24 protein-coding genes are annotated in these 21,753 nt (G+C 63.6%); 7 read left to right on the top strand and 17 right to left on the bottom strand.

What is annotated here, in order from left to right; translation table 11 throughout:
• On the top strand, positions 1-372 hold a 372-nt coding region (locus BOO71_RS03565), incomplete at its 5' end, for a winged helix-turn-helix domain-containing protein (RefSeq protein ID WP_075830604.1).
• 109 nt (positions 373-481) lie between these two features.
• On the opposite strand, the gene BOO71_RS03560 is transcribed toward BOO71_RS03565, so the two are convergent.
• The 5 genes from BOO71_RS03560 to BOO71_RS03540 form a co-directional block, all read right to left on the bottom strand.
• Positions 482-1,315: an ROK family protein gene (locus BOO71_RS03560; RefSeq protein ID WP_075830603.1), complete on the bottom strand. Its 834-nt coding sequence runs from the start codon at positions 1,313-1,315 to the stop codon at positions 482-484.
• Positions 1,316-1,405: 90 nt separating this feature from the next.
• Positions 1,406-2,389 carry a Gfo/Idh/MocA family protein gene (locus BOO71_RS03555; RefSeq protein WP_075830602.1) on the bottom strand — a complete coding sequence of 328 codons (984 nt, stop codon included), beginning with the start codon at positions 2,387-2,389 and terminating at the stop codon, positions 1,406-1,408.
• A 16-nt stretch (positions 2,390-2,405) separates the two neighbouring features.
• Positions 2,406-3,269, bottom strand: coding sequence for an ABC transporter permease (locus BOO71_RS03550; RefSeq protein ID WP_075830601.1), 864 nt, complete (start codon positions 3,267-3,269; stop codon positions 2,406-2,408).
• A gap of 39 nt (positions 3,270-3,308) precedes the next feature.
• Positions 3,309-4,229: an ABC transporter permease gene (locus BOO71_RS03545; protein WP_075830600.1), complete on the bottom strand. Its 921-nt coding sequence runs from the start codon at positions 4,227-4,229 to the stop codon at positions 3,309-3,311.
• 91 nt (positions 4,230-4,320) lie between these two features.
• The gene (locus BOO71_RS03540) at positions 4,321-5,862 is read right to left on the bottom strand and encodes an ABC transporter substrate-binding protein (RefSeq protein WP_075830599.1); all 1,542 of its coding nucleotides are present in this window, start codon (positions 5,860-5,862) and stop codon (positions 4,321-4,323) included.
• Between the two features lie 139 nt (positions 5,863-6,001).
• Here BOO71_RS03540 and BOO71_RS03535 point away from each other — a divergent pair, with 139 nt between their 5' ends.
• From BOO71_RS03535 to BOO71_RS03520, 4 genes are all read left to right on the top strand, one after another.
• A complete protein-coding gene (locus tag BOO71_RS03535) occupies positions 6,002-7,252 on the top strand; it encodes an ROK family transcriptional regulator (protein ID WP_083652933.1) in 1,251 nt (416 codons plus the stop codon).
• Positions 7,253-7,254: 2 nt separating this feature from the next.
• Positions 7,255-8,697 carry a M81 family metallopeptidase gene (locus BOO71_RS03530; protein ID WP_075830598.1) on the top strand — a complete coding sequence of 481 codons (1,443 nt, stop codon included), beginning with the start codon at positions 7,255-7,257 and terminating at the stop codon, positions 8,695-8,697.
• Complete coding sequence (locus BOO71_RS03525; protein ID WP_075830597.1) at positions 8,694-9,464, top strand: copper homeostasis protein CutC; 771 nt, start codon at positions 8,694-8,696, stop codon at positions 9,462-9,464. Before BOO71_RS03530 ends, BOO71_RS03525 begins: the two co-directional genes overlap by 4 nt.
• 439 nt (positions 9,465-9,903) lie before the next feature.
• The gene (locus tag BOO71_RS03520; protein ID WP_075830596.1) at positions 9,904-10,995 is read left to right on the top strand and encodes a DmpA family aminopeptidase; all 1,092 of its coding nucleotides are present in this window, start codon (positions 9,904-9,906) and stop codon (positions 10,993-10,995) included.
• Positions 10,996-11,088: 93 nt separating this feature from the next.
• On the opposite strand, the gene BOO71_RS03515 is transcribed toward BOO71_RS03520, so the two are convergent.
• The 6 genes from BOO71_RS03515 to BOO71_RS03495 form a co-directional block, all read right to left on the bottom strand.
• Positions 11,089-11,367, bottom strand: coding sequence for a hypothetical protein (locus BOO71_RS03515; RefSeq protein WP_075830595.1), 279 nt, complete (start codon positions 11,365-11,367; stop codon positions 11,089-11,091).
• Positions 11,364-11,975 (bottom strand): ParA family protein, encoded by a 612-nt coding sequence (locus tag BOO71_RS03510; RefSeq protein WP_075830594.1) that lies wholly within the window; start codon positions 11,973-11,975, stop codon positions 11,364-11,366. The genes BOO71_RS03515 and BOO71_RS03510 overlap by 4 nt, the downstream gene beginning before the upstream one ends.
• A gap of 262 nt (positions 11,976-12,237) precedes the next feature.
• Positions 12,238-12,372, bottom strand: a complete 135-nt coding sequence (locus tag BOO71_RS29015) for a hypothetical protein (protein ID WP_303046708.1) — start codon at positions 12,370-12,372, stop codon at positions 12,238-12,240.
• Between the two features lie 151 nt (positions 12,373-12,523).
• Positions 12,524-12,757 (bottom strand): hypothetical protein, encoded by a 234-nt coding sequence (locus BOO71_RS26700; RefSeq protein ID WP_139322717.1) that lies wholly within the window; start codon positions 12,755-12,757, stop codon positions 12,524-12,526.
• 326 nt (positions 12,758-13,083) lie between these two features.
• Positions 13,084-13,503: a helix-turn-helix domain-containing protein gene (locus BOO71_RS03500; RefSeq protein ID WP_075830592.1), complete on the bottom strand. Its 420-nt coding sequence runs from the start codon at positions 13,501-13,503 to the stop codon at positions 13,084-13,086.
• A 164-nt stretch (positions 13,504-13,667) separates the two neighbouring features.
• Positions 13,668-14,195 (bottom strand): CIA30 family protein, encoded by a 528-nt coding sequence (locus tag BOO71_RS03495; RefSeq protein WP_083652931.1) that lies wholly within the window; start codon positions 14,193-14,195, stop codon positions 13,668-13,670.
• Positions 14,196-14,676: 481 nt separating this feature from the next.
• Between BOO71_RS03495 and BOO71_RS03490 the strand changes: the two genes are divergently transcribed.
• The gene (locus BOO71_RS03490; protein WP_075830590.1) at positions 14,677-16,074 is read left to right on the top strand and encodes a metallophosphoesterase; all 1,398 of its coding nucleotides are present in this window, start codon (positions 14,677-14,679) and stop codon (positions 16,072-16,074) included.
• Between the two features lie 348 nt (positions 16,075-16,422).
• Here BOO71_RS03490 and BOO71_RS03485 read toward each other — a convergent pair whose 3' ends face one another.
• The gene (locus tag BOO71_RS03485) at positions 16,423-17,577 is read right to left on the bottom strand and encodes a replication initiator protein A (protein ID WP_075830589.1); all 1,155 of its coding nucleotides are present in this window, start codon (positions 17,575-17,577) and stop codon (positions 16,423-16,425) included.
• Positions 17,578-17,588: 11 nt separating this feature from the next.
• Between BOO71_RS03485 and BOO71_RS03480 the strand changes: the two genes are divergently transcribed.
• On the top strand, positions 17,589-17,810 hold the full coding sequence (locus tag BOO71_RS03480; protein WP_075830588.1) for a hypothetical protein: 222 nt from the start codon (positions 17,589-17,591) through the stop codon (positions 17,808-17,810).
• 988 nt (positions 17,811-18,798) lie between these two features.
• Here BOO71_RS03480 and BOO71_RS03475 read toward each other — a convergent pair.
• Genes BOO71_RS03475 through BOO71_RS03455 form a run of 5 tightly spaced genes read right to left on the bottom strand, consistent with a single transcriptional unit; the run spans position 18,799 to position 21,749 of the window.
• Positions 18,799-19,632, bottom strand: a complete 834-nt coding sequence (locus BOO71_RS03475) for an urease accessory protein UreD (RefSeq protein WP_075830587.1) — start codon at positions 19,630-19,632, stop codon at positions 18,799-18,801.
• Positions 19,629-20,294 carry an urease accessory protein UreG gene (gene ureG, locus BOO71_RS03470; RefSeq protein ID WP_075830586.1) on the bottom strand — a complete coding sequence of 222 codons (666 nt, stop codon included), beginning with the start codon at positions 20,292-20,294 and terminating at the stop codon, positions 19,629-19,631. Before ureG ends, BOO71_RS03475 begins: the two co-directional genes overlap by 4 nt.
• A 38-nt stretch (positions 20,295-20,332) precedes the next feature.
• The gene (locus BOO71_RS03465) at positions 20,333-20,974 is read right to left on the bottom strand and encodes an urease accessory protein UreF (RefSeq protein ID WP_075830585.1); all 642 of its coding nucleotides are present in this window, start codon (positions 20,972-20,974) and stop codon (positions 20,333-20,335) included.
• The gene (gene ureE, locus BOO71_RS03460; RefSeq protein ID WP_075830584.1) at positions 20,971-21,426 is read right to left on the bottom strand and encodes an urease accessory protein UreE; all 456 of its coding nucleotides are present in this window, start codon (positions 21,424-21,426) and stop codon (positions 20,971-20,973) included. The genes BOO71_RS03465 and ureE overlap by 4 nt, the downstream gene beginning before the upstream one ends.
• Entirely contained in the window at positions 21,423-21,749 is a 327-nt protein-coding gene (locus BOO71_RS03455) for a DUF5615 family PIN-like protein (protein WP_139322715.1), read from the bottom strand. The genes ureE and BOO71_RS03455 overlap by 4 nt, the downstream gene beginning before the upstream one ends.
• Positions 21,750-21,753 lie beyond the last annotated feature (4 nt).

The following is a 21,753-nucleotide window of genomic DNA, read 5'->3' as shown; positions in this document are numbered from 1 at the left end:
AAGAGTGAACACGAACTGCTGGCGTTGACTCAATATTCCGTCTCGGGTGCACGCAAAGTCCTGCATCGGTATCACACCCTGGGGTTGGACGGTCTGGGGGATGGCCGCGCCGACAATCCAGGCGCACCCTCGGTCTTGACCGAGGCGGAGCAGCAACAGTTCGCCGCCCGTCTGCGCGAGGATTTTGACCAGGGCATCGTCTGGAGCGGCAAAATGGTTCAGGACTGGATTCAGGAGCACTTTGGCAAAACGGTGTACCTGGGCCGCACCTATGAGTTCATGCGACTGGCCGGGTTCTCGCCCCAGCGTTCACGCCCCCGACATGTCGGGGGCAACGAGGCCGACCAGGAAGCGTTCAAATCAAAATCCTAGTGGAACGGCTCCACCCTCACGTCTCGTTGTGCACCATGAGCGCTGTCCGCATCAGCCGAGAGGGGACCGTTGATTTTCCTGTGACTGGGAGCGTACTTCTGCCACTCCCTCATTCGAGCGATTGCAAGGCACCCAGGATGCCCGCTTGACGTCCAAGCTGGGCCACCCGAATTTCTGGCAGATGCCACTGTCCCAGGGTGCTGGCCAGGGCGCGGCGGAGCGTCTCCAGATACAGTTCCCCGTACCCCAGCACCACGCCGCCGCCCATCACGATGACCTGGGGATCAAACAGGACGCAGGCGTTGCCCAGATAAGGAGCCAGGTCTTCAGCCGCCTGCCGGACGATCTGGCCGATGCCCGCATGTCCCTGGGCCGCCATCTGAGACAGCGTATCGACCGGGACAGTTGGGTCTCCCAGTAAAGCGCGGGCGGCTTTCGTGATGGCCGTGCCCGACGCACTGACGTCAATGCAGCCGGTCCGGCCACAGGGGCAGGGCTGCTGACCTGGACCTCCGGCGTGACCCAGTTCGACGGCCTGCCCCCGGTATCCCTGGTATAAGCGTTGCTGGCTGACCAGCCCCGCCCCGATCCCCGTGCTGACGGTCACGTACAGACTGGTGTGGGTGCCGCGCGCCGCTCCGAACTGGTGCTCGGCCAGGGCAGCCGCGTCAGCATCGTTGAGCAGGGTGATTCGCCGTCCTGGCCGGCTGAGCTGCTTGACCAGTGGCACGCCGTGCAACTGTGGCAACTGGGCAGCGAAGGTAGAGCCGCTCTGCAGGTCCACGCGTCCAGCCACGCAAAGTCCGATCCCCCGGGCCTCTCCTGCGAGCGTGTCGATGGCCGCGATGATGTCGTCACTGGTGGCAGGGGTCGAGATGATCTGAACCGACTCGGCCGTGCCCACCGCCAGTTTCGTCCCGCCCAGATCCACGCCGACATTCATTTGATCCCTTCAGTCTGAAGAGATGACGGGACGCATGCCGCAGTGGTGACTGGCACGCGTGACCAGTCGTCAGGGCCTGTCTTCAGCGCACTACCCTTCATGTGTCGTCCCGGAGCCTGCGACCAACCAGGTTCGCTGGCCGCCAGCCCCAGCACGGAACAGCGCGTCCAGTACCTGGGCCTGAGCCAGCGAGTGCGCCAGACTGAGTTTGAGCGGGACCTCGCCCCGCGCAGCGGCGGCAAAATGAACCACCATCCGCTGGTACGGATTGACCGGCGCAAAGTGTTCGTGGTGTTCGCCTACCGTCACAGTTGCCGAGCTGTCGATGCTGGAGAACGGATGGGGCATGACCAGATGTGCCGCGCTTCCAGTCATGCTGAGCTGTTGAACCGTGGCGGCCTGCAAACTGCAAGCGAGGGTGGCGGCCCGGCCCCCCGGCAAGCCCAGCAGGCCGGTCGTCGTGACGTCCACCTCGCCCAGAAACTCCTGCTGCGCGTCGGCCCAGACCACAGGCTGCTCCAGCAGCAGCAGCAATGCGCTGACGCAATAACATCCCAGGTCAAAGAGGGCCCCCCCGCCGTGTTCACGGTTCCAGCGGAAATTGTCGGCGGCTTCAAATCGGGAGAGAAAGACCGCATTGGCGGCTCTCAACTCACCCAGCCTGCCAGACGCCACAACCTCACGGACAAAATCAAATTGAGGATGGAACGGGTGGATGAACGCCTCCATGACCTGGAGTCCAGTGCGTTGTTGGACGGCCATTAGCTGGCCCACCTCACCGGCATTCATGGCCAATGGTTTCTCGCACAGGACATGTTTGCCTGCTCCCAGTGCCCGGATGCTCCAGGGCACGTGGGCGTCGGTGGTCAGACCGATGTACACGGCGTCAATGTCGGGGGCGTCCAGCAGGGACTGATAATCGGGCTCAGTGCGTTCAAAACCCTCCACTGCGGCGTAGGCGGCAGCCCGCTGCCCAGAGCGGGCCGCCACCGCAGTCAGCGTTTGCCCGCTGGCCCGCATCGCCGGGGCCAGGGTCCGGCCAATCTGTGAGGCCCCAAGAAAGCCCCACCTCACGCGGCAAGTCTCAGGGTCACAGGCGGCCCCGGAAGCGTGGATCCAGGCGGTCCCGCAGGCCGTCGCCCAGCAGGTTGAGGCCCAGCACCGTGAAGGTGATGGCCAGCCCCGGAAACAGCGACAGATGCGTGGCGACGCCCAGATAGTTGCGGCCCTCGCTCATCATGGCCCCCCACTCGGCGGCGGGCGGCTGGACGCCCAGGCCCAGAAAGCTCAGGCCAGCGGCGGACAGAATCACCTCGCCTGCGGTCAGCGTGGCCTGGACCAGGATCGGGGCCAGGGCATTGCGAAGAATATGCACGAACATGATCCGGGGCACGCTGGCCCCCAGGGACAGGGCAGCCTCGGTGTACTGCAACTCTTTGAGGGCCAGCGTCAGGCTGCGGGTCAGCCGGATATAGCCGGGGATGGCGAACACCGAGATGGCGATCAGCATGTTGATCAGGTTGGTGCCGAGAATGCTGACGATCAAAATGGCCAGCACGATTCCTGGGAAGGCGTACAGGATATCGGCGCACCAGGTAATGATCTGGTCCACGACTCCGCCGAAATAGCCCGCCATGACCCCCAGCGGCAGCCCGACGGCCAGCGCCAGACTGACGCTCAGGGTGACTTCCAGCAGCGAGATCCGCGCGCCATACAGCACCCGGGTCAGCAGATCGCGGCCAAACTCGTCGGTGCCGAACAGGTGGGCGGCGGAGGGCAGTTGCAATGAACTGCCCAGATCTTGCAAATAGGGATCATAACTGGTCAGCAGCGGCGCGGCCAGGCCCAGCAGCACCACGGCCACGGTCATCACGGCCCCGATCACCAGATTGGGGTAGCGCAGCAGTCTCAGGCGGCGGGGCGGCGAAGCTGGCTTGGTCTCGGCGCGGGTCATAGGTGTGTTCCCCTCTGTTCACTGTCCAGAACAAATGCGTTATTCAAACCGGATCCTCGGATCAATCGCGCTCAGCAGCACGTCCACCAGCAAGTTGATGCTGACCACGATGATCACCGTCAGCAGCGTCACGCCCTGAATCACGGCGTAATCGCGGAAACGCACCGCGTCCACCAGCAGTCTTCCCAGACCAGGCCAGTTGAACACGGTTTCGGTGATGACGGCCCCGCCCAGCAAGCCGCCGAAGTTTAGCCCCACGATGGTCACGATGGGGATCAGCGCGTTGCGCAGGGTGTGGCGCAGGTACACCGCCCGGCTGCCCAGGCCCTTGGCGCGCGCCGTCCGCACGTAATCCTGGTGGATATTTTCCAGCATGCTGGCGCGGGTCATGCGGGCAATCAGCGCCGCAGGCAGCACGCCCAGCGTGACACTGGGCAGGATATAGCTCTTCCAGCTTTCAGCCCCCAGCAGCGGGAGCCAGCCCAGTTGGACCGAAAACAGGGTCAGGGCCATCAGGGCCAGCCAGAAGTTGGCGATCGAGGCACCAAGAATGGCGATGATCATGGCGAGGTGGTCAAACCAGGTGCCCCGGTAGATGGCCGCGAAGATGCCAGTGGACAGGCCTACTAGGATGGCGAAGAGGTAACTGGTCAGCGCCAGCGCCGCCGTGTAGGGCAACCTCTCGGCGATGTCCTGGGTCACGGGCAATTTTGAATGCAGCGATTCGCCCAGGTCACCGCGCAGCGCGCCGCTCAGAAACACCTGGTATTGCACCAGGAATGGGCGGCCCAGTCCCAGGCGTTCGTGCATATCATCGACGGCTTCCTGGGTGGCCTGCGGCCCAGCCATGACGCGGGCCGGATCGCCTGGAAGCAGCCGCACCGCGCTGAAGATCAGCAGCGAGACGGCCAGAAGCATGATGGGCAGCATCGCCACCTTGCGGAACAGATAGGTGAACATCGGCGCGGCACCTCGTGACTTGGGCTGAACTGGCTCAGGCGGGTTGGCTCAGCCCCGTCCTTCCGGGCTGAGCCGTGACTCTCGTTGCTCTTTACTTGCCCATGGTGGTGTCTTCCAGCCGGATGCCGCCGCCGGGGAAGATCCAGACGCCCTTGACCGTTGACCGCACGGCGGCGATGTCACTGGGGTAGTACAGCAGCACATGGGCCGCGTCCTGCGAGATGATGCGCTGGGCCTGCGCGTAAATGGTCTTGCGCTTGGCGGTGTCGGTTTCAGCGCTGCCCTGAGTCAGGAGCGCGTCCAGTTTGGGATTGCTGTAAAAGCCCAGGTTGGCCCCTGCGGGCGAGGCGCTGCTGGTGGCGTACAGCGGCGAGAGTTGCCCGTCGGCGTCCAGCGTGCCCGCAGACCAGGACGCGAACGAGCTGTTGATGCCCGCCTTTGCTTTCTGTTCGGGCGTGCCGAAGGCCGCCTCGCTCCAGACGCCGCTTTCCATCTGCATGATCTTGAGGGTGATGCCCGCCTTGGCCCACATGCCCTGCAAAGCCTGCACGATGCTGGAATCGGGTTCCTGGGAGGCCACCGAGACGGTCACGCCGTTGGGATAGCCCGCGTCACTCAGCAGCTTCTTGGCCTTGGCCACGTCATAGGGGTAGCCGGGCGCGGCGGGATCGTAACCGAAATCGGCGGGAGCCAGCGGCGAGTTGGCCGGTTCACCGTAACCGCGCAGCAACGTGGCAACCAACGCCTTCTGATCGGTGGCGTAGTTGAGCGCCTGGCGCACCCGCACGTCGTTCAGCGGCTTGAGCTTGACATTGAGCGACAGCCAGAACACCGAGGCCCCCTTGCCCTGAAGCAGCGTGACCTTGGGATTGTTCTTGAGTACCTGGGTGAAGATCGGCGGCAGCGGGTTGACCAGATCGGCCTGCCCAGACTGAATGGCCAGGTTCATGACGGATGGCTCGCTCGTCCAGGTCCATTTCAAGGATGGAATGCCCGGCTGCTTGCCCCAGTACTTGGGATTGGCCTTTTCCAGCACGTACTCGCCTGATTTCCATTCCACGAAACTGTACGGCCCGGTGCCCACCGGCTGACGGCCCAGCGTGCCTTTCTTGTCTGCCGCCGGGCTGACGATAAACGCGGCGTTGCCCGACATCAGGCTGGGAAAGGCCGGGTAGGGTTTCTTGAGCGTGAAACGCACGGTGGTGGGGTTGATGGCCGTCACCTTGTCGATCACGGTGCGGAAGCGTCCGCTGGCGGCCAGACCGCGCTTCTCATCCAGTTGGCGTCCAAACGAGGCCACCACTGCCGCCGCGTTGAATGGCGTGCCGTCCTGAAACTGAACGCCGGAGCGGAGGGTAAACGTCCACTCGGTGCCGGCCTTATTGACGCTCCACTTGGTGGCCAGCAGCGGTTCGATTTCCAGCGCTTTATTGAAGCGGGTCAGGCCCTCGTAGACCGGGGCCAGGACGTTGCCGGTAAAGGTCGCCGTCTGATCGGCGGGGTCCATACTGCGGGGCGGCTCCGACTGCATGATGCTGAGCTGACCCTCTTTGCCCTGGGCGTGGGCAACGGTCAGCAGGCTCAGGCTGAGCAGGGCGGTGAGGACAGCAGGCGAACGGCGAAGCTGGGTCATAATCTCTCCTTGGGCTGAGCAAATTGTGCAGAAAGGTGAACTATGTAAACCTAGCCTGGATACACCTGAACAGGCACACCGGGACGAACTTGACGTGCTGAGTTAACTTAGTGAATTATGTTAGGTATAAGGAGTCACAATGTCAACCCGTCTGAACGCTCCCCCTTCTGGCCCGGAGGTGTGGGCACCTGAAGCTTCATTCACTGGACTGCCCGTCAGACCACTCACCACCACGCAGGAACTGCTCAAGCTGCTGATCTCTCAGGGACCGCTGAGCCGCTCGGCCTTGGCCGGAGCGCTGCACGTCAGCCGCGCGCGCATCACTGACCTCAGCCGTGAACTCCTTGACGCGGGACTTGTGGTCGAAATTCAGGACGCGCCGCAGCGCCGTCAGGGCAAAGGGCGCCCGTTCGTTCATCTGGCGATCGACACCAGTTACGGCTCGTGTCTGGGGGCCAGCGTGACGGACAGCCGCATTCACCTGATGTTGACCGATCTGAGCGGCGTGGTCCAGGCTGAGCAGACCGTGCCCAGTTCGGTAGAACCGCAGGAACTGGTTGAACTCGTGCAGCGCACCCTGACCCTCCTGCTGGACAGAGGAGACATTTCTCGCAAACGCCTGCTGGGCATCGGCCTGGCGATCTCCGGTTTTGTTGACCGGGAGCGCGGAATCTGCCTGCACTCGGCCAACCTGGGCTGGCACGACGTGCCCATTGCCGATCTGATCATCCGCGCCACGGGCCTGCCCACCGTTCTGGAAAACGACGCCAATGCGGCGGCCACCAGCGAGAAACTCTTCGGGCTGGCCCGGGAGACGCAGAACTTCACCCTGATCACGCTGGGGTCCAGCATCGGCTGCGCCCATTACATTGGCGGCCAGCTCTACCGGGGCAGCCACGGTGGGGCCGGCGAGATCGCGCACAGCACTGTGGAACTGGGCGGGCAGCCCTGCCTGTGCGGCAAGCGCGGCTGCCTGGACACGGTGGCGTCCAGGGCCGCGCTGCTGGGCGCCGCAGGCCAGGCGGGACTGACGGCCACCTCTGTTGGAGCGCTGGAACGGGCGGCCAGCACTGGTGACGCGCAGGCTCAGGGCATCCTGCGGCGCGGCAGTCAGGCCCTTGGCCTGGTCATCGCCAACATCGTTCAGAGCAACGAGCCGGAACTGGTGTTGATCGCCGATCCGTCCGGCTTTGGACAGGGTCTTTTTCTGACCAGCCTGCGCCAGACCATTGAGAACAACATTTTACCGCGCTTCCTGCGGACCACCCGGATCGAGGTTCACGCGGTACAGGACGAGTTTTGGGCCAGGGGCGCGGCCAGTATTGCCACCCATCAGTTTCTCAGCACCTACATGCCTGAAAGCGGGTCACCTCTCAGGGAGGGCGAATAGACATGCGCATTGCCGTTGGCGGTATTCACACCGAGTGCAGCACCTACAATCCTGTGCTGGCCGGCGCAGATCAGTTCATCGTCTCCCGGGGAAGCGCGCTGCTCGAGCAGCCGAATTTCCAGTTTCTCCAGACTTATTCCGGTGAGGTGCTGCCCACCTTGCACGCCCGCGCCATTCCCGGAGGCCCGGTGGCTCAAGCCACCTATCAGGCCTTGAAGGCCGAATATCTCGGTCGGCTCCGCGCCGCCTTGCCGCTTGACGGCGTTTACCTTGCGATGCACGGGGCCATGTTCGTGGAGGGAATGCATGACGCCGAGGGAGACTGGATCGCGGCCACGCGGGCGGTGGTGGGCGAGGCGTGCCTGATCTCGGCGAGTTACGACCTGCACGGCAACGTCAGTCAACGGGTGGTCGATCACCTTGACCTGTTCACGGCCTACCGCACCGCGCCGCACATCGACGTCGTGCAGACGCAGCGCCGTGCATTTGATCTGCTGGCGCGCAGCCTGGAACAGGGAACGCGCCCCGGCCTGATGTGGGTGCCGGTGCCGGTGCTGCTGCCCGGCGAGCGTACCAGCACCGAGGATCAGCCCGCCGCCGGACTCTACGCCGATCTGGCCGAGCTGAGTGACCGGCCTGGCGTGCTGGACGTCTCGCTGCTGGTTGGCTACGTCTGGGCCGACGAGCCGCGCGCGACCGCCAGCGTCGTGGTGACCGGCGTGGACCGCCGCGAGATGGAGCGGCTGGCCAGTAGCCTGGCGCAGCGCTACTGGGAAGCGAGAACGGCGTTCGGCTTCGGATCCCAGACCGGCAGCATTTCAGAGTGTGTCCGCAGGGCTGCTCAGAGCCAGACTGGACCGGTGGTCCTCGCCGATTCTGGTGACAACCCGACCGGCGGCGGCGTGGGTGACCGGGCTGATGTTCTGCGCGAGGTGCTGGCCCAGCAACTCCAGGGGGTCATTCTCGCGGCCATCACGGACGAGGCGGCGGTGCGGCGCTGCTTTGCAGCGGGACTGGGCGCAACTGTCACCTTGGAGGTGGGGGGATCACTGGATGCCAGCAGCCTGCCGGTGGAAATTCAAGGCACGGTCACACACCTGTCTGTAGGGGAAAACGAGGCCGACCGGGAGGTTGTCGTGACCACTGAGGGTGCCCAAGTGGTCCTGGCGGCCCGCCGCCGCCCCTACCACCACCTGAGTGATTTTCAGCGGCTTCGGCTCCGCCCCCAGGACGCCCGGGTGATCGTGGTGAAGTCGGGCTACCTGTCGCCTGAGCTTGCGCCGCTGGCAAACCCCAGCCTGATGGCGCTTTCCCCCGGTGTGGTGGATCAGGACATTCCCCGCCTGGTCAGAACCCAGACCCGGCGGCCGATGTTTCCGTTTGACGCCGAGTTCGGCTGGACACCGGTGGTTCACGCGGCGGCGCGGCTGGAGCGGCAAGCATGAGCCTGGCAGCCGGATTGGTGACTGAAGTCTGCGTTGAGGGTATTGACGCGGTGCAGGCCGCTCAGGACGGTGGGGCGGACCGGGTGGAACTTTGCGCCGGGCTGGCTGAGGGGGGATTGACGCCCAGTCTGGGCACTGTCTGCGGCGCGCTCGCCGTGGCCCGCGTGCCCGTTCATGTCATCGTCAGACCCCGGGGGGGCGACTTCGTCTACAGCGACTCGGAATTCACCTCCATGCTCGACGATGTTCAGGTCCTGAAAGAAGCGGGTGTTCAGGGCGTGGTGTTCGGCTGCCTGACGCCGGAGGCTACCGTAGACGTGCCGCGTACCCAGGCGCTCGTTGCTCAGGCTGGCCCGATGAGCGTGACCTTTCACCGCGCCTTTGATGTGGCCGCCGATCCTGTGCAGGCGCTTGAACACCTGATCAGTTGTGGAATAGACCGGGTACTGACCAGTGGGCAGCAGGTCACGGCGCTGGACGGCGTGTCTCTCTTGCAGTCTCTGCTGGGGCAGGCGCGTGGCCGAATCGTCGTTCTCGGTTGTGGGCGCATCCGTCCAGACTCGGTGGCGGAGCTTTTGGCGCAGGTTCCACTGTCGGAAATTCATTTCTCGGCGCAGCGGCGGGTGGACGCCAGTGCGGCGGCCCAGCCCAGCCGGATTCGCTTCGGCAATGATGAAAACGGTGGCCAACTGAGGACCAGCGCCGAGCAGGTGGCCGCGACCATCACGGCGGCGCGGTCCGGCGGTTACGGCGCAAGCCTGAGTTGAGGTACGGGTTTTGCCGGGTGGGTCTGCCACGCTGTTGTAATGCTGTCGCCTGAGATGCTGTATTTCCCAGCGTGGGGCATAGGGCAAGTACATCTGGAGAAGCAGGGCATGGTCAGTGTCTTGGAGTGAACCCATAACTCAGGCTCACCGTCACCTTTGATGATTGTCCCAGGAACTAAGCCTCCAATGTGGTATGAAAAACGAAGCACTTTCTGCCCTCTTCCTGGCACAGATTCCTGGGTTTCGCCTCCCCGCATGACGCAGACCAGACGGTCCTATTCTCCCAGAAGCGCTGGGGGACGCTGCCGTTCTCGGCGGCAGCCATCGCGGCAGATCCCGCCCTGACCACCCTGAAGCTCTCGGAACAGGGCGTCACCGGCTTCGGAAAATCGTTCGTTTCCGCTGCCCAGCACGCCTGGAGCGTCTGTTAGCGTGGGGCATGTCCAGCACCACTCCTTTGTCTCGCCGTCGCCTGCGTGATCTGGGCCTCGTCCCCGGCATCCTGCCGCCTGGCCCACTCAACGCTCTTACCGACGTCTCCGGCGTGCTGGTGGGTCACGAAACCCTGCTCACCGAGCCGGGCATCCGAACTGGCGTGACGGCCATCCTGCCCCATGCCGGCAACCTGTTCGAGGACCGCGTTCCCGCCGGCGTGGCCATCGGCAACGGTTTCGGCAAGTTCGCCGGTCTGAGCCAGGTCCAGGAACTCGGCGAACTTGAAACACCGATTCTGCTGACCAATACCCTGAGCGTCGCGCCCGTGATGCAGGCGGCAGTGGAGTGGACGCTGACCCACAACCCACAAGCCCGCAGCGTAAACGCTGTGGTGGGCGAGACGAACGACGGTGTGGTCAACGACATCCGGGCGCGGGCCGTGACCCCCGCGCACGCACTGCGCGCGCTGGATGCGGCGCGTGGCGGCCCCGTGCAGGAAGGCTGCGTCGGCGCGGGGACGGGAACCGTGGCTTTCGGCTGGAAAGGCGGCATTGGAACAAGTTCGCGCGCGCTGCCCGCTTCCCTGGGCGGATTCACGGTGGGCGTACTGGCACAGGTGAATTTCGGCGGCGTGTTGCAGGTGGCTGGCCTACCCATTGGACAGCGGGCAGGCCAGCACTACCTGCACGGCGAGCTGGACCGGGGCGACGCAGACGGTTCGGTGGTGTTCATCGTGGCGACGGACGCGCCGCTTTCGGACCGTAACCTGCGCCGTCTGGCAAACCGGTGCTTTCTGGGGCTGGGCCGCACCGGCTCGTCCATGAGCAACGGCAGCGGAGACTACGCCCTGGCCTTCTCGACGGCGTCTTCGGCGCGGCGCACTCCTGAGCGGAGAGCGGCAGCCTGGACGCCGCTGGAGCTGCCGAACGAACTGGTCTCGCCGCTGTTTCAGGCCGTGATCGAGGGGGCAGAAGAGGCCGTCCTGAACGCGCTGTGCATGGCCGTGCCGATGACCACCTATGACGGGGGGCGCATCGAGGCGCTGCCGCTGGAACTCCTGGCGGATGTGGGGACAGAGAACGAAAGACAGCCCTGAGCCAGGCAAACATCTGAACCCACCGACCATGCCCCACAACTACATTTGGTCAGACGGCTGTACATCATTCCATCTGTGCAAAATTCCGTACTCCTAAGTTTTCAGCCAAGCGTCCAGCAATTCATTGATCAGTTCGCTGACCTCTTTGCGCTCGTCCAGCAGGCGTTTACGCGCTTCCAGGTAGGTCTGGCCATGGAGCAGGACCGTGACCTGCTGGTAATCAGGGTTCGAACGTTTGCCGGGCGGGCGGCCCACCGGGCGGCGCGGCTCTTCGGGCGCAGCTGGAGTTCCTGCCTGATCCGCCGTCTCCTCCACTTCCTGCGCGCGGCGTTCCCGCATGGCCTTGAGGCCCGCGAACTTGCTGCCGGTCACGTTCTCTCTCCTGCGGCGGCAACAATCTCCTTGGCGGCCTTCTCGTAGTCCATCCATGCCAGTTTCGCCGCGCGCTGCCCCTTGAGCGCGTAGACCGGCACGCCCTGTGCACTCGCGTGCCGGAACGCCACCGTCTGACGGATAGACGAGCGCATCACCGGCAGGGTCTCAGCCTCCAGCAGTGCCCGCGCCTCTTCCCCTTCCCGTGAGGGGGAAGGGGGCACGAGAGTCAGCAGGATGCGGTAGGTTCCGCCGATGGGGCGCAGGGCCTCGGTGGTCTGTAAAAGCGCGTCAAGGCTCATCGCCTCGGGGTTGGTGGGCAACACCAGCAGGTCGCAGCCGCCGACGAGATCACGCAGTTCGTCCGCGCTGGGCCGCGCCCCAGTGTCGATGACGATGTTCTCGAACTTCCGCGCGTGTTTCATCGCCTGTGCTTCGGGCACCACCGTGAAAGGCAGTCCCCCGTGTGAAGCCCACAGGGACGCGCTGCGGTTGGCGTCCCCGTCGACCAGCAGCGTCGGAGCAAGCGTTTGCAGGTAAGCCGCCAGATGAACAGCGGTGGTCGTCTTCGCGATTCCGCCTTTGTAGCCTGCCACAGTCACGATCATGGGACGACTGTACAACAATTCGCATGGACGTATGACCGAAAGTCCGAAATTTCATCTGTGCAAAATTTTAAATAATCATACTTGCGTCCGATCAGACAGGCGTCTTTGACGTAGACCGAACAGCTTCCGGGAATGACCTCATTCATACCAGGACGGTCTTCAACGAGTACAGCGACACTCGCACGCCGTGGTTACGCAGCAGGGGCGGGAAGGTCCAGACCACCGGCGCGGGCGTGATTGCGTTGCCGAACGAGACGTCAATCTAGAGCTCAGCACGCGACGATCCCAGCCGGGCCGTGAGCCATGCGCTGAAGCTCGGGGACTTGGAGGTCTGGTTGATAGGGGAGACCTTCACCGCCGCGTCGAAGAACAGCTCGCCGCCATTAGGCTCTGGCATCCAGCCGACCGGGCAGACCCTGCTGCGTGGACCGCAGCATGTTGCCCGCTGGCAGTCCCGGATACCGAGTGCGCCCCAGATGACGCAGGCCAGCACGTACATCTGCTCAGGGTCAGTGGTCCTGTGGCTGCCGCTCGGGGAACTGGCGGCTCTACAGGCCGAAGGTGCCTCGGGCGTCTCTGCGCCTGCTGTGTGGGCGGCGGCGGGTGAGGCCACGCTGCTGATCAGGAATCTCGCGAATCAGGCGCACGTTGATGGACAGGCCAGCCGACTGACCGCCTCCCAGAATTTCGCCTTGCTGCGCCAGACCGCCCCGGGAGTGCTGGAGCCCGGTGCTGGACAGGCTGATGGTCCAGGCCGACCCGCCGCTGCGCCGTCTATGCATTTTTAACTGCACTCGGGCCTCTCTCCCACATCCATCGAGACGTCTATCCGTGCAGGGAACACTTTCACGTCTACGGTCAGTCTGGCCTGCACCGATCCATCTCACCCGTCCGGCTCGCAGAGGGAAGCCCTGATGAGCCTGATCCCACAATGTCGCTGATTCGGTCTGAAGCTGGGCGAACGCGGCATGACTCACCTCCACCAACCACTCGAAGGACCGTGCCTGCGACTTCAGCCTGTTCAGTCGCGACATTCCTGAACCTACCCATCCCAGCCCTCACTGCAAGAAAAGGTTTTGTGGATTCCACGGTTTCAGCCGTGGGAGAGCTAGAGAAAAGCGGCGGGATTCACCTCAAAGTATGTCCCCACACGGCGGGCGTGTTCGGCACTGAACGCCCGCTTGCCCGATGCCAGTTTGCTGATCTGTGCCTGGTCAATCCCAGTGGCCGCCGCAAGGGCCTGCTGGGTCAGGCCCCTTTCCTTCATCAACAGCCGCAGTTCCATCTCGGGGGCCGCTGGAGGAATATGCTCCGCCGCATCCTGATAGGCCGTGACGCGCCCCACCAGCCCCTCCACCAGATCGCTTAGCGGATGTGCCGGGTCTTCTCCAACCTGCTCCAGAAGATCGCTCAGGACGACCAGGGCGCGGTCGTAACTGTCCTGATCAGTAATGGGGTTGATGGCGTCAGGGGCCAGGCGGTGCAGGCGCTGCCAGGTCTGGGTCAGTTCGGTGATGTTGAGGGTCATGGTCACGCCTCCTTAGGGAGTCCAACTGTCGTATTGACGGTGCGTCAGGACAGCCCGGATGAAAAAAGTGCGGTAGCGCGCGCCAAAATTGGGCGAGACGGTCTATCAGCACCTGAAGCCTGTCCTAGACGCATAAACGTCAGCACAGGCGATTTAAGCCGCTGTCACTGGCCTTCAATCCAGTCCACCTGGAGCGCGAACCGTTCGGCGCGGCTGTTGCCGATCATGAATCCGAAAAAAATGACATCGCTGGCTTCCAGCGTGGGTCCTGTCAGCCGTTGGCCGAAGCGGGTAGGACGCAGGGAACCCAGTGGAATGGTCACGGTGGTCCATTGCCCGGCCACCGTGTCGAATTCGGCGCGGTAGGTCACGCCGTTGCGCGCGCTGGTCCCGAGCTGGAACATGTACCGCTTACCGTCACCCTTGACCCGCAGTTTCAGGTCCGAGAATCCACTGAGGTCATAACGGCCCGGACTGGAGCGGACACCTGCGAATCCACCATTGTTTTCCAGGCGCACCTGACCTGTGAACTCCAGGACTCCGTCGTTGATCCGCACCTGGCTGCTGGAAACCCCGCCCATCACGGTGTCGTTCAGGACGGACCAGGACGGGGTGTTGGCGTTAAATTCCAGGATGGGAGCCGAGAGGGACATGCCCGAACATAGCGCGGCAGCCAGGGCAAGACCTTTCATGGGGCAAGCCTAGCGGAGCCTCCCCTGTTCAATCATAGGGAGACGGACATTCAGTTCCATTAGGGTCAATCAGCACTGCCCAGCCTCAAGTGACCTGTGGCGGCAGGCTTCATGTGTGCCTGAGCAGGTCCAGCACGTCCAGATCAGGCGGACTGTGGTCCAGGGAATGGGCGAGCAACATCAGATCAAAGCAGTTCAAGGACCTGGAGTCGGTCCTGTCCAGTGGGCAGGAGCAGGGGGTGAACGGTCATCGGTGTTCCCCTCGACACCCTCTACCGCATTCAAACGAAATAAACGAAAAGCACTTGGGAGAAGTGGAAAAGAGGAACGACGCCTCGCCTGACTGAGGTTTCTGGAAGTGTCCGGGGGCGTCGTCCCGTTCAGCGCGAAAAAAGGAATGGGCTTTTTGCCCTCCGCCAGGCGCGGCCCGAACAAATTCCACCGGTTCGCGCGCCGCCGTCACACCAACTATAGTTGGCACATGACTCCTGTGACCAGGCCACTGTCCAGACGCCAACTGCTCAAACGCGGCTCCGCAGCGGCGCTTGTCTTCACCGCCGGCCCGGTGTTCCGTCTGGCCCAGGCCCAGACCCCTGGCACCCCGGATCTGGTCCTCCTCAACCTCGCGGACCTGCACTCGGCCTACGACCGGCTGCCGCAGCTCCTGACCCGCATCCGCGAGGTCAAGGCGCGGCACCCCGGTGTGCCACACGTCCTGCTGTTCAACGGCGACTTATTTGAGCTGGGCAACGTCGTCGCGGTTCGGTCGGGGGGCACCCTGGACTGGGCCTTCATGCGCGCGGTTCAGCGGGAGATGCCGGTGATCTTCAATATCGGCAACCACGAGGCCGATCTGATGGACCAGCAGGACTTCGTGCGGCAGGCGCGCGCCCTGGGCCTGACCGTCATCACCAACCTGTATGACCGCCGCACGGGTCTCCCCTACGCCCGGACCTTTACCACCATCACGGTGGGCGAGCGCCAGATCCCAGTGCTGGGTCTGGGCGTCAATGCCCTGAGCACCTATCCCCAGGCAGTCCGCGACACCATCCTGCCACCGGATCCGGTGGAGTTCTTCCAGTCGGCGTACACGCCGCTGGTGACGGGATCCGATTTCAACGTCGTCCTGACCCACGCAGGCGTCGTGCCGGACAAGGCCATGCTGACAGGGCTGAAGGGCACCAACCTGGTGGTGGGCGGCCACGATCATCTGCACCTGCGCCACGACGTCGGTGGCAGCGTCTACCTGCACAACGGCTTCAAGGGCGAGCTGCTCAACGTCGTGAACGTCCAGTTCGGGGCGCAGGGGACCACCCTGACCAGCGAGGACCTGCCCATCAGCGAGAGTGCGGTGGGGGACCGTCTGCTGACGGTTCTGGTGAACCGCCAGCGGGAATTGCACCTGACCGCCGAGGACCGGGCCGTCATCGGGCAGATCGACAACACTTCCACAGTTCAGGAGGCTGCACGCTGGGCGGTGGAGCAGGTGAAAAAGGCTACCGGGGCGGACGTCGTGGCGATCAATCACACCTCGTTCGGGCGCGGCTTCAAGCAGGGGGACGTGACGCAGGTGCAGTTCGCCGAGTTCCTGCGCTTCGACAACAAGTTGATGCGGGCGACGGTGGACGCCGCCACCCTGACCGGGGTCATGAAACTCGCCAACCAGGACCGCGCGACGCGTTTCGAGGACCTGACGGGCGATTTCGTGTACACCAACGAGGTCAAGCCGGAAGTTGGGCGGACCTACACGCTGGTGACGGTGGACTTCCTGACGCTGGCGCAGAACCAGGCGCGGTTCTTTGGACGGGATGGCCTGAGCTTCGAGCAGGTGGGGACGCTGACGTCCAAGGGTGTGCTGGCAGCGGCCCTGCGCAAGTGAGAGGCCGGGGTGCCTGTCGCCATTCGAGTAGAAAGGAGAATCCTGTCGTGACGAAGTCGGAATGTGAACGGCTTGCTGCTCTCAGGAGAGCTGCGCCGACAGCATGGAATGCGGCGCACTGGAACGGGGATGGTGTCGATGGCCAGTCGGCCCTCACAGCCCAGAACGCTGAACCGTAACGAATTGTCTACGACACACCTGAGGGATTGGCAGCTCGCGGTCTATCTCAAGCCGGGACAGTGGAGACAAGATCTGCTGAAGAAAGCGAGAGGTCCCTGATGGACCTGGTCCCTCCGACGCTGAAGCAGCAAGCTCATCAAAAACACTCTCCCCACAGCACGTCCACGCTCAGGGGAGAGGCGGCGCACCCTTGGTGAGGCTGGCTTCTGCCGACATCGCCTTTGGCTCTTTTTCGCAGCGCAGCAGATCCTTGAGATCGTCGATGAATCCCTGGGCGTCCAGTGCGGTCAGCCGATGATGGGCATCTTCGATGACCTGGGCGGGATCAAGTTGCCCACGCAACACCAGCTCGCGCAAGGTGTCGAGTTCGGACAGGGCGAATTTGCGGGCGTACAGCAGCGCGACGCGTTTGGCCGTGAACGCCGCCGCCTCATCAGGAGACATGCGGCCGAGTTCCTCCGCCCAGCCAGGCAGCGCAGGTTCCTCACTCTGCGCGGCTTGAACACGCGGTGTTCCCGGGCGAAGCGTGACGACTTTTCCTGCCGCCGAATCGGGATACTGATCGGCATTCTTGATCAGGTGGACCAGCGCGTGGGCTGGCGTTTTACGAACCGTCAACTGACCAGATTTCACCAACCGCTCGAATAGTTCGATACGGCCCGTCAGAACCGAGGTGGTGTACTGACGGGCGAGTTGGCGCGACACGCCGTCGGTGACACCATGCATGCGCAGGCGGTGCAAGACCGCCGGATTGACAGGCGTGAAATCCGGGGAAAACTCGTAGTGGAGGCGTTGTTCACGGCCCCGGCCTTCGGCCACCACCTGACGCAGATAGCCCCGGCGCAGCAGCTCCTCATGCGGTCCTGCCAGGGCGCGGCGCACAGCATCAGGCCGAATATTGGGCAACTTGCATTGTTCAGCCAGCTCAATCAGCCCGATATCGTAGGCGTCGATGAGTTCGTCGGGCGTCTCCGGGTGGTAGCGCATGGCGTCCAGCAGACGAAAAATAATGCGGGTGCGTGGTCTGGACAGGGACTGCATGAATTCGATGTTGAGCGGCTTCGTGTAACCGCTCCTCAACGAGGCCACCAAAGGCTCAGCCAGACGCAGGCGCAACATGCTCCGTTCATCGAACTTGCCCGATTCACCCTGATGGGTATATTCGAGAAGTTTGATGAAGTGGAATTTGGCGGTGGTCCAGCGCCGGTTGGGATGGTCGCGCCAGCCGCCGGCGATTTCATACGATGTGGTATGCAAGCGGTCCAGACTGCTTGACAGCATTTCCCGGTATTTACCGTTGCGGTGGAAGCTAGCGACGCGCATACGGGGAGCCTTTGACGGCTGCCGATCTGCTGCTGCTGGGCCGCCTGCGGGCTGCCACCAGCGCGCCGTTGGTCCTTCCGACCCAGAAACGCGTGACCGCAGGTGACCTGCGCCTGCTCCAGCGCCTGGGAGTCGACGCGTTGATGTACGGCGTCGTCGTCACCAGTGACGATGCCGAGGGGTTCGAGCGGTTGGCCCGGGCCTTCCGGAGCGTGTTCACTGGGCCGTCCTGACGCCCTATGAAGGATCTGGAACGCGCCTCTTCCAAAGAGGTGGACACACCGAAGGGGCTTTGACAGCGCCGGAGGAAAACCGATTTCGTGCAGTGGCGGCCTTCCGGGAAGGCGCGCTCGTTCTGAAGTGAGGGTGGACAGATTAAACCCACCTGCTGCTGAACTGCGGAAATCACCTGTTCGGCACGCTCGCAACATTCCGTCTCCAACCTATTCGAACGTCGTCTGAAGCGTGACGTCCACCACCGGCACCAGGTACTGCTTGCCTTCGTCGTTTTCGAAGTGTATGGATTCGAGCAGGCGGACGCTCGCTCCCTGCCTCTGATCTGTCTTCGTCTGTAGCTGCGCCCATATATTTGCCCAGGCATCAAGAAAAGAGTCTCCACCGGGTGGACGAAAGAGACCTGCAGAACACGGAATCCCAGGTCCTGGAAGGTCCACTACTTTCAACCCCACGCAGCGAACTGGAAAATCATTCGCATCCTGCAGGCTGCCAGTCTCGGCGTCCTGCCCCCCTGCTGTCCGGTCCGCCCTTCGCGCTGCGGCCCTGTCAGCCGAACAGTTTCCCCGTTGCGTGGCTCGCTGGCAACTCTGGCTGATCGCCCCAGTACGCGTGCGGGGCAGCCCCCGCACGCTGGAGACCGTCCATTTTGGCTCCGGACCCCGGCAAGGTCGCAGTCCCATGCCTGTCTGGGTTCGCGTGCTGGAGTCGGCATCTTCAGGGCCATCTGCAACAGACGGATCGGAACACACCCGAAGTCGGTGAGAGCCGCGCCAGCCAGACGCCGAACAGCTTCCAACGGACGCACATGTTCAGATTTTTCATACAGCGGTGCCATGGTTTCTGTACGGGTGTTTTCAACACTCTCTAATCGGAGTCAGTATCAATTGGCCAACCCTCCCGCCCCCGCTGTTTGGTGGATTCCTGACGGCGCTCCACATTGCCGGGCCAGAGACGCGACAGGCGTTCACACGTCTGCGTTGTCTGCTACCGCCGAATCTGAAGCGCCGTTGCCCCAAAAAGCTGCTGCCGGAGCGATTGCCGGGCCGTGTGCAGCGAGGCATCCAGGCGTAGGCCCTGAGCGGCGGCGGCCCGCAACCACACCGCTCCACCCGCGCTTCTGCCACTGGCCAGTTGGCCGGGTTCGGCAGGCCAGTCTTGCACGGTTCCTGGCCCCACGAAGACCCCCGAAGCGGCGTAATCCAGGTCATGCCAGATGCCCGGCGTGCGGGTGTGCGGCCCGGGGGTCAGGCGCAGATGATCCAGATACACGTGCCGCGAACCTTGCCAGACCTCGGTTCGGCTGCGGTATTCGGCAAAGGCCAGCCGCTCTCCCGAATGAACCCGCCCGGAGGCCAGCGTTTCGGTCAGGCCCAGTTCTGCGCCGGGTTCCAGCGTGGCGTGCAGGGTTTGAACCAGTCGGCTGCCCGCGAAGGGAATGGTGCGTTCCGGGTAATACTCCAGCCTTCCCCCCTGCGCCACCGACAACTGCACTGTCTGGGTCGCGGCTGCGCCGGTGGGCGAGGGGTGAACGCGCGTCGCCGACTGCGTCAGGATCAGCGCCCGCGCTCCCGGTCCCACCCGAATCTGAATGTCGTTGTGGTCGCCGCCGAGCAGCCCGCCGGTGGGGTTGACCACGAACACGCTCAGGGTGCCGCACGGCAGCGCGAAGGGTCGAACGATCATCAGCGGCGCTTTCTGAAACTCGCGCATGAGGACCGTGCGTCCGTCCACCTGTTCAAAGGTCAGATGCAGCGTTCCCGTGCGGGTCTGCTGGCCCAGTGGGGAAACGGGTGTCTGACCTGCCTGCGTGGCGGTCATGCCAGACCGATACGCGGCGGCGTGACTGCCTTGAACAGGAGATCATGTTCAATCCACGCGATTACGTCCTGCACGCCAGTACCGCGCTTGAGGTCGGTGAAGATGTATGGCCTGACCTCACCTTGGACACTGCGCTGCGCCCTGGCATCGGCGTCCATCACGCGCAGGTCGGCCCCCACATGCGGCGCGAGGTCGGTCTTGTTAATAATCAGCAGGTCCGAATGTTTCACCCCTGGCCCGCCCTTGCGCGGCACCTTTTCGCCGCCCGATACATCCAGCACGAACAGCCACGCGTCTACCAGTTCCGGCGAGAAGGAGGACGCCAGATTGTCGCCCCCTGACTCAATAAAAATGATGTCCAGACTGGGAAAATCGGTTTGCAGCGCCTCCACCGCCTCCTGATTGAGGGAGCTGTCCTCGCGGATGGCGGTGTGGGGGCAGCCGCCGGTCTGCACACCACGGATGCGGTCGGGGCTGAGGGCGGCGGCGGCGGTCAGAATGCGCTGGTCTTCAAAGGTGTAAATGTCGTTGGTAATCACGGCCAGCTCATAGCGGCCCCGCAACTCGCGGCACAGCACCTCCAGCAGGGCCGTCTTGCCCGAGCCAACCGGCCCGCCGACACCGATCTTGAGCGCAACGGAGCCGGGTGTATCAAGAGACATGGCCCCAGTGTGGCGTATCTGGCCAGCCTGATCCGAAGTCACGTCTGAAACAGCCGACTTTCCAGCCCCGCCTGCTCCTGTGCCGCAATGTCCAGCAGCGGCGAGAAGCCGCCCAGATCATCCGAAGTCGCACTCAAAGCATCCTGAATACACCGCTGCGCCGCGTCCTCGGCCAGCCGCGCCGCCCGTTGCGCGTCCAGTCCGCCCAGCCGCATCAGCTTGGTGGCGGAGGCCACGCGCCCCAGCAGCCACGCGCTGACGTATGCGCTGACCGCATCGGCCTGGGTTGCGCCCAGCGCGGCGGCAATCGCGCCGAACGAAACGGCGTGGTGGCGGGTGGGCGGCAAAGTCGCTAATTCATCCGGCCACAAATGCAGGGCGGCGCGGCGCAGGTTGGCCCCGACGCGCAGGCTCGCCTCACGCGGCCCCTGAATTAATTTGAGATCGCTGAGCAGCGCGTCCAGCTCGCTCAATTCATCTCCTGCTGCCCGCCACGCCAGCGCACAGGCGGGCGCGTCCTGCTGGCCCCAGCCGTGCGCCAGTTGACCACACAGAAAAGCACTTAAATCGGCAGCCGTTTTCACCTCGCCGCGCACCGTCAGCGTTTCCAGGCCGTCGCTGAAGGCATACGCGCCACTGGGAAAGGCAGAATCGGCAAGTTGCAGCAGGCGCAAGTTCATCCCTCATGCTCCCAACTGCTGCGCCCGTAAAAGGGCCGCGTTTCTCTGGCAAATGGCACGCCTATACGCGTCAATAACAATTCCATCGGAGCGTCCCAGAGAACTAAAAAAACATCCTGATCTGCCACAAAATCACGGTGCAAGTTGCCCACCGCGTGCGCGACGGCGGCGGCCTCCGCCATTCTGCGCGGCGAGATGGCGGCGACGTCTTCGGGGGCAGCGTCTACCAGATATGTCACGCCGTCCAGCTCAGTCAGCACGCTTCCAGGCGTCAGCACCGTGCCGGTGGGGAGGGCCAGTTTAAGTTCCGTGCCGTCGGGGGCGGTCAAGCGGCGGCGCACCCGGCGGCGGTCCACGGCGGTCATGGGAACGTGGACGGTGGGGCCAGTTATAGCGGTGGTGGCTGTGCTGGTAGACAGGATGGGGCGGCGCAGGTGGGTGAGGCGGGTCATGTCACGCCTTCCACACTTCCCAATCTGACCTGAATCAATTTATGGGTGGGCAGCAAGCTTTGTATGTCCGGCCAAGCACCAGTAAGCAGTGCTAAAAGTGCTTGTTTTCGCAAATTGCCGCACAGCAACTGCACCACCCAAGGCGGCGGCGAACTGAGCAGTATCCGGTCATAGAAATCCGTGTCCTTGGTCAAGATGACTAACTTTTGGTCTTTGGCTATTTGCCACAGCAGCGTATCTGTACAAGCATGCCCCAATTCACGGGCATGAAGAACCCGCCCCGAAAGCACAAACCTGAGCGGCGCAGGCAGATTTTCGTCCAAAAGG

Source organism: Deinococcus marmoris (assembly GCF_001949125.1).
In the GTDB taxonomy this organism is placed as follows: Bacteria; Deinococcota; Deinococci; order Deinococcales; family Deinococcaceae; genus Deinococcus; species Deinococcus marmoris_A.
Note: the sequence above shows the minus strand (reverse complement) of the source record. Positions and strands in the feature narration are given on the sequence as shown.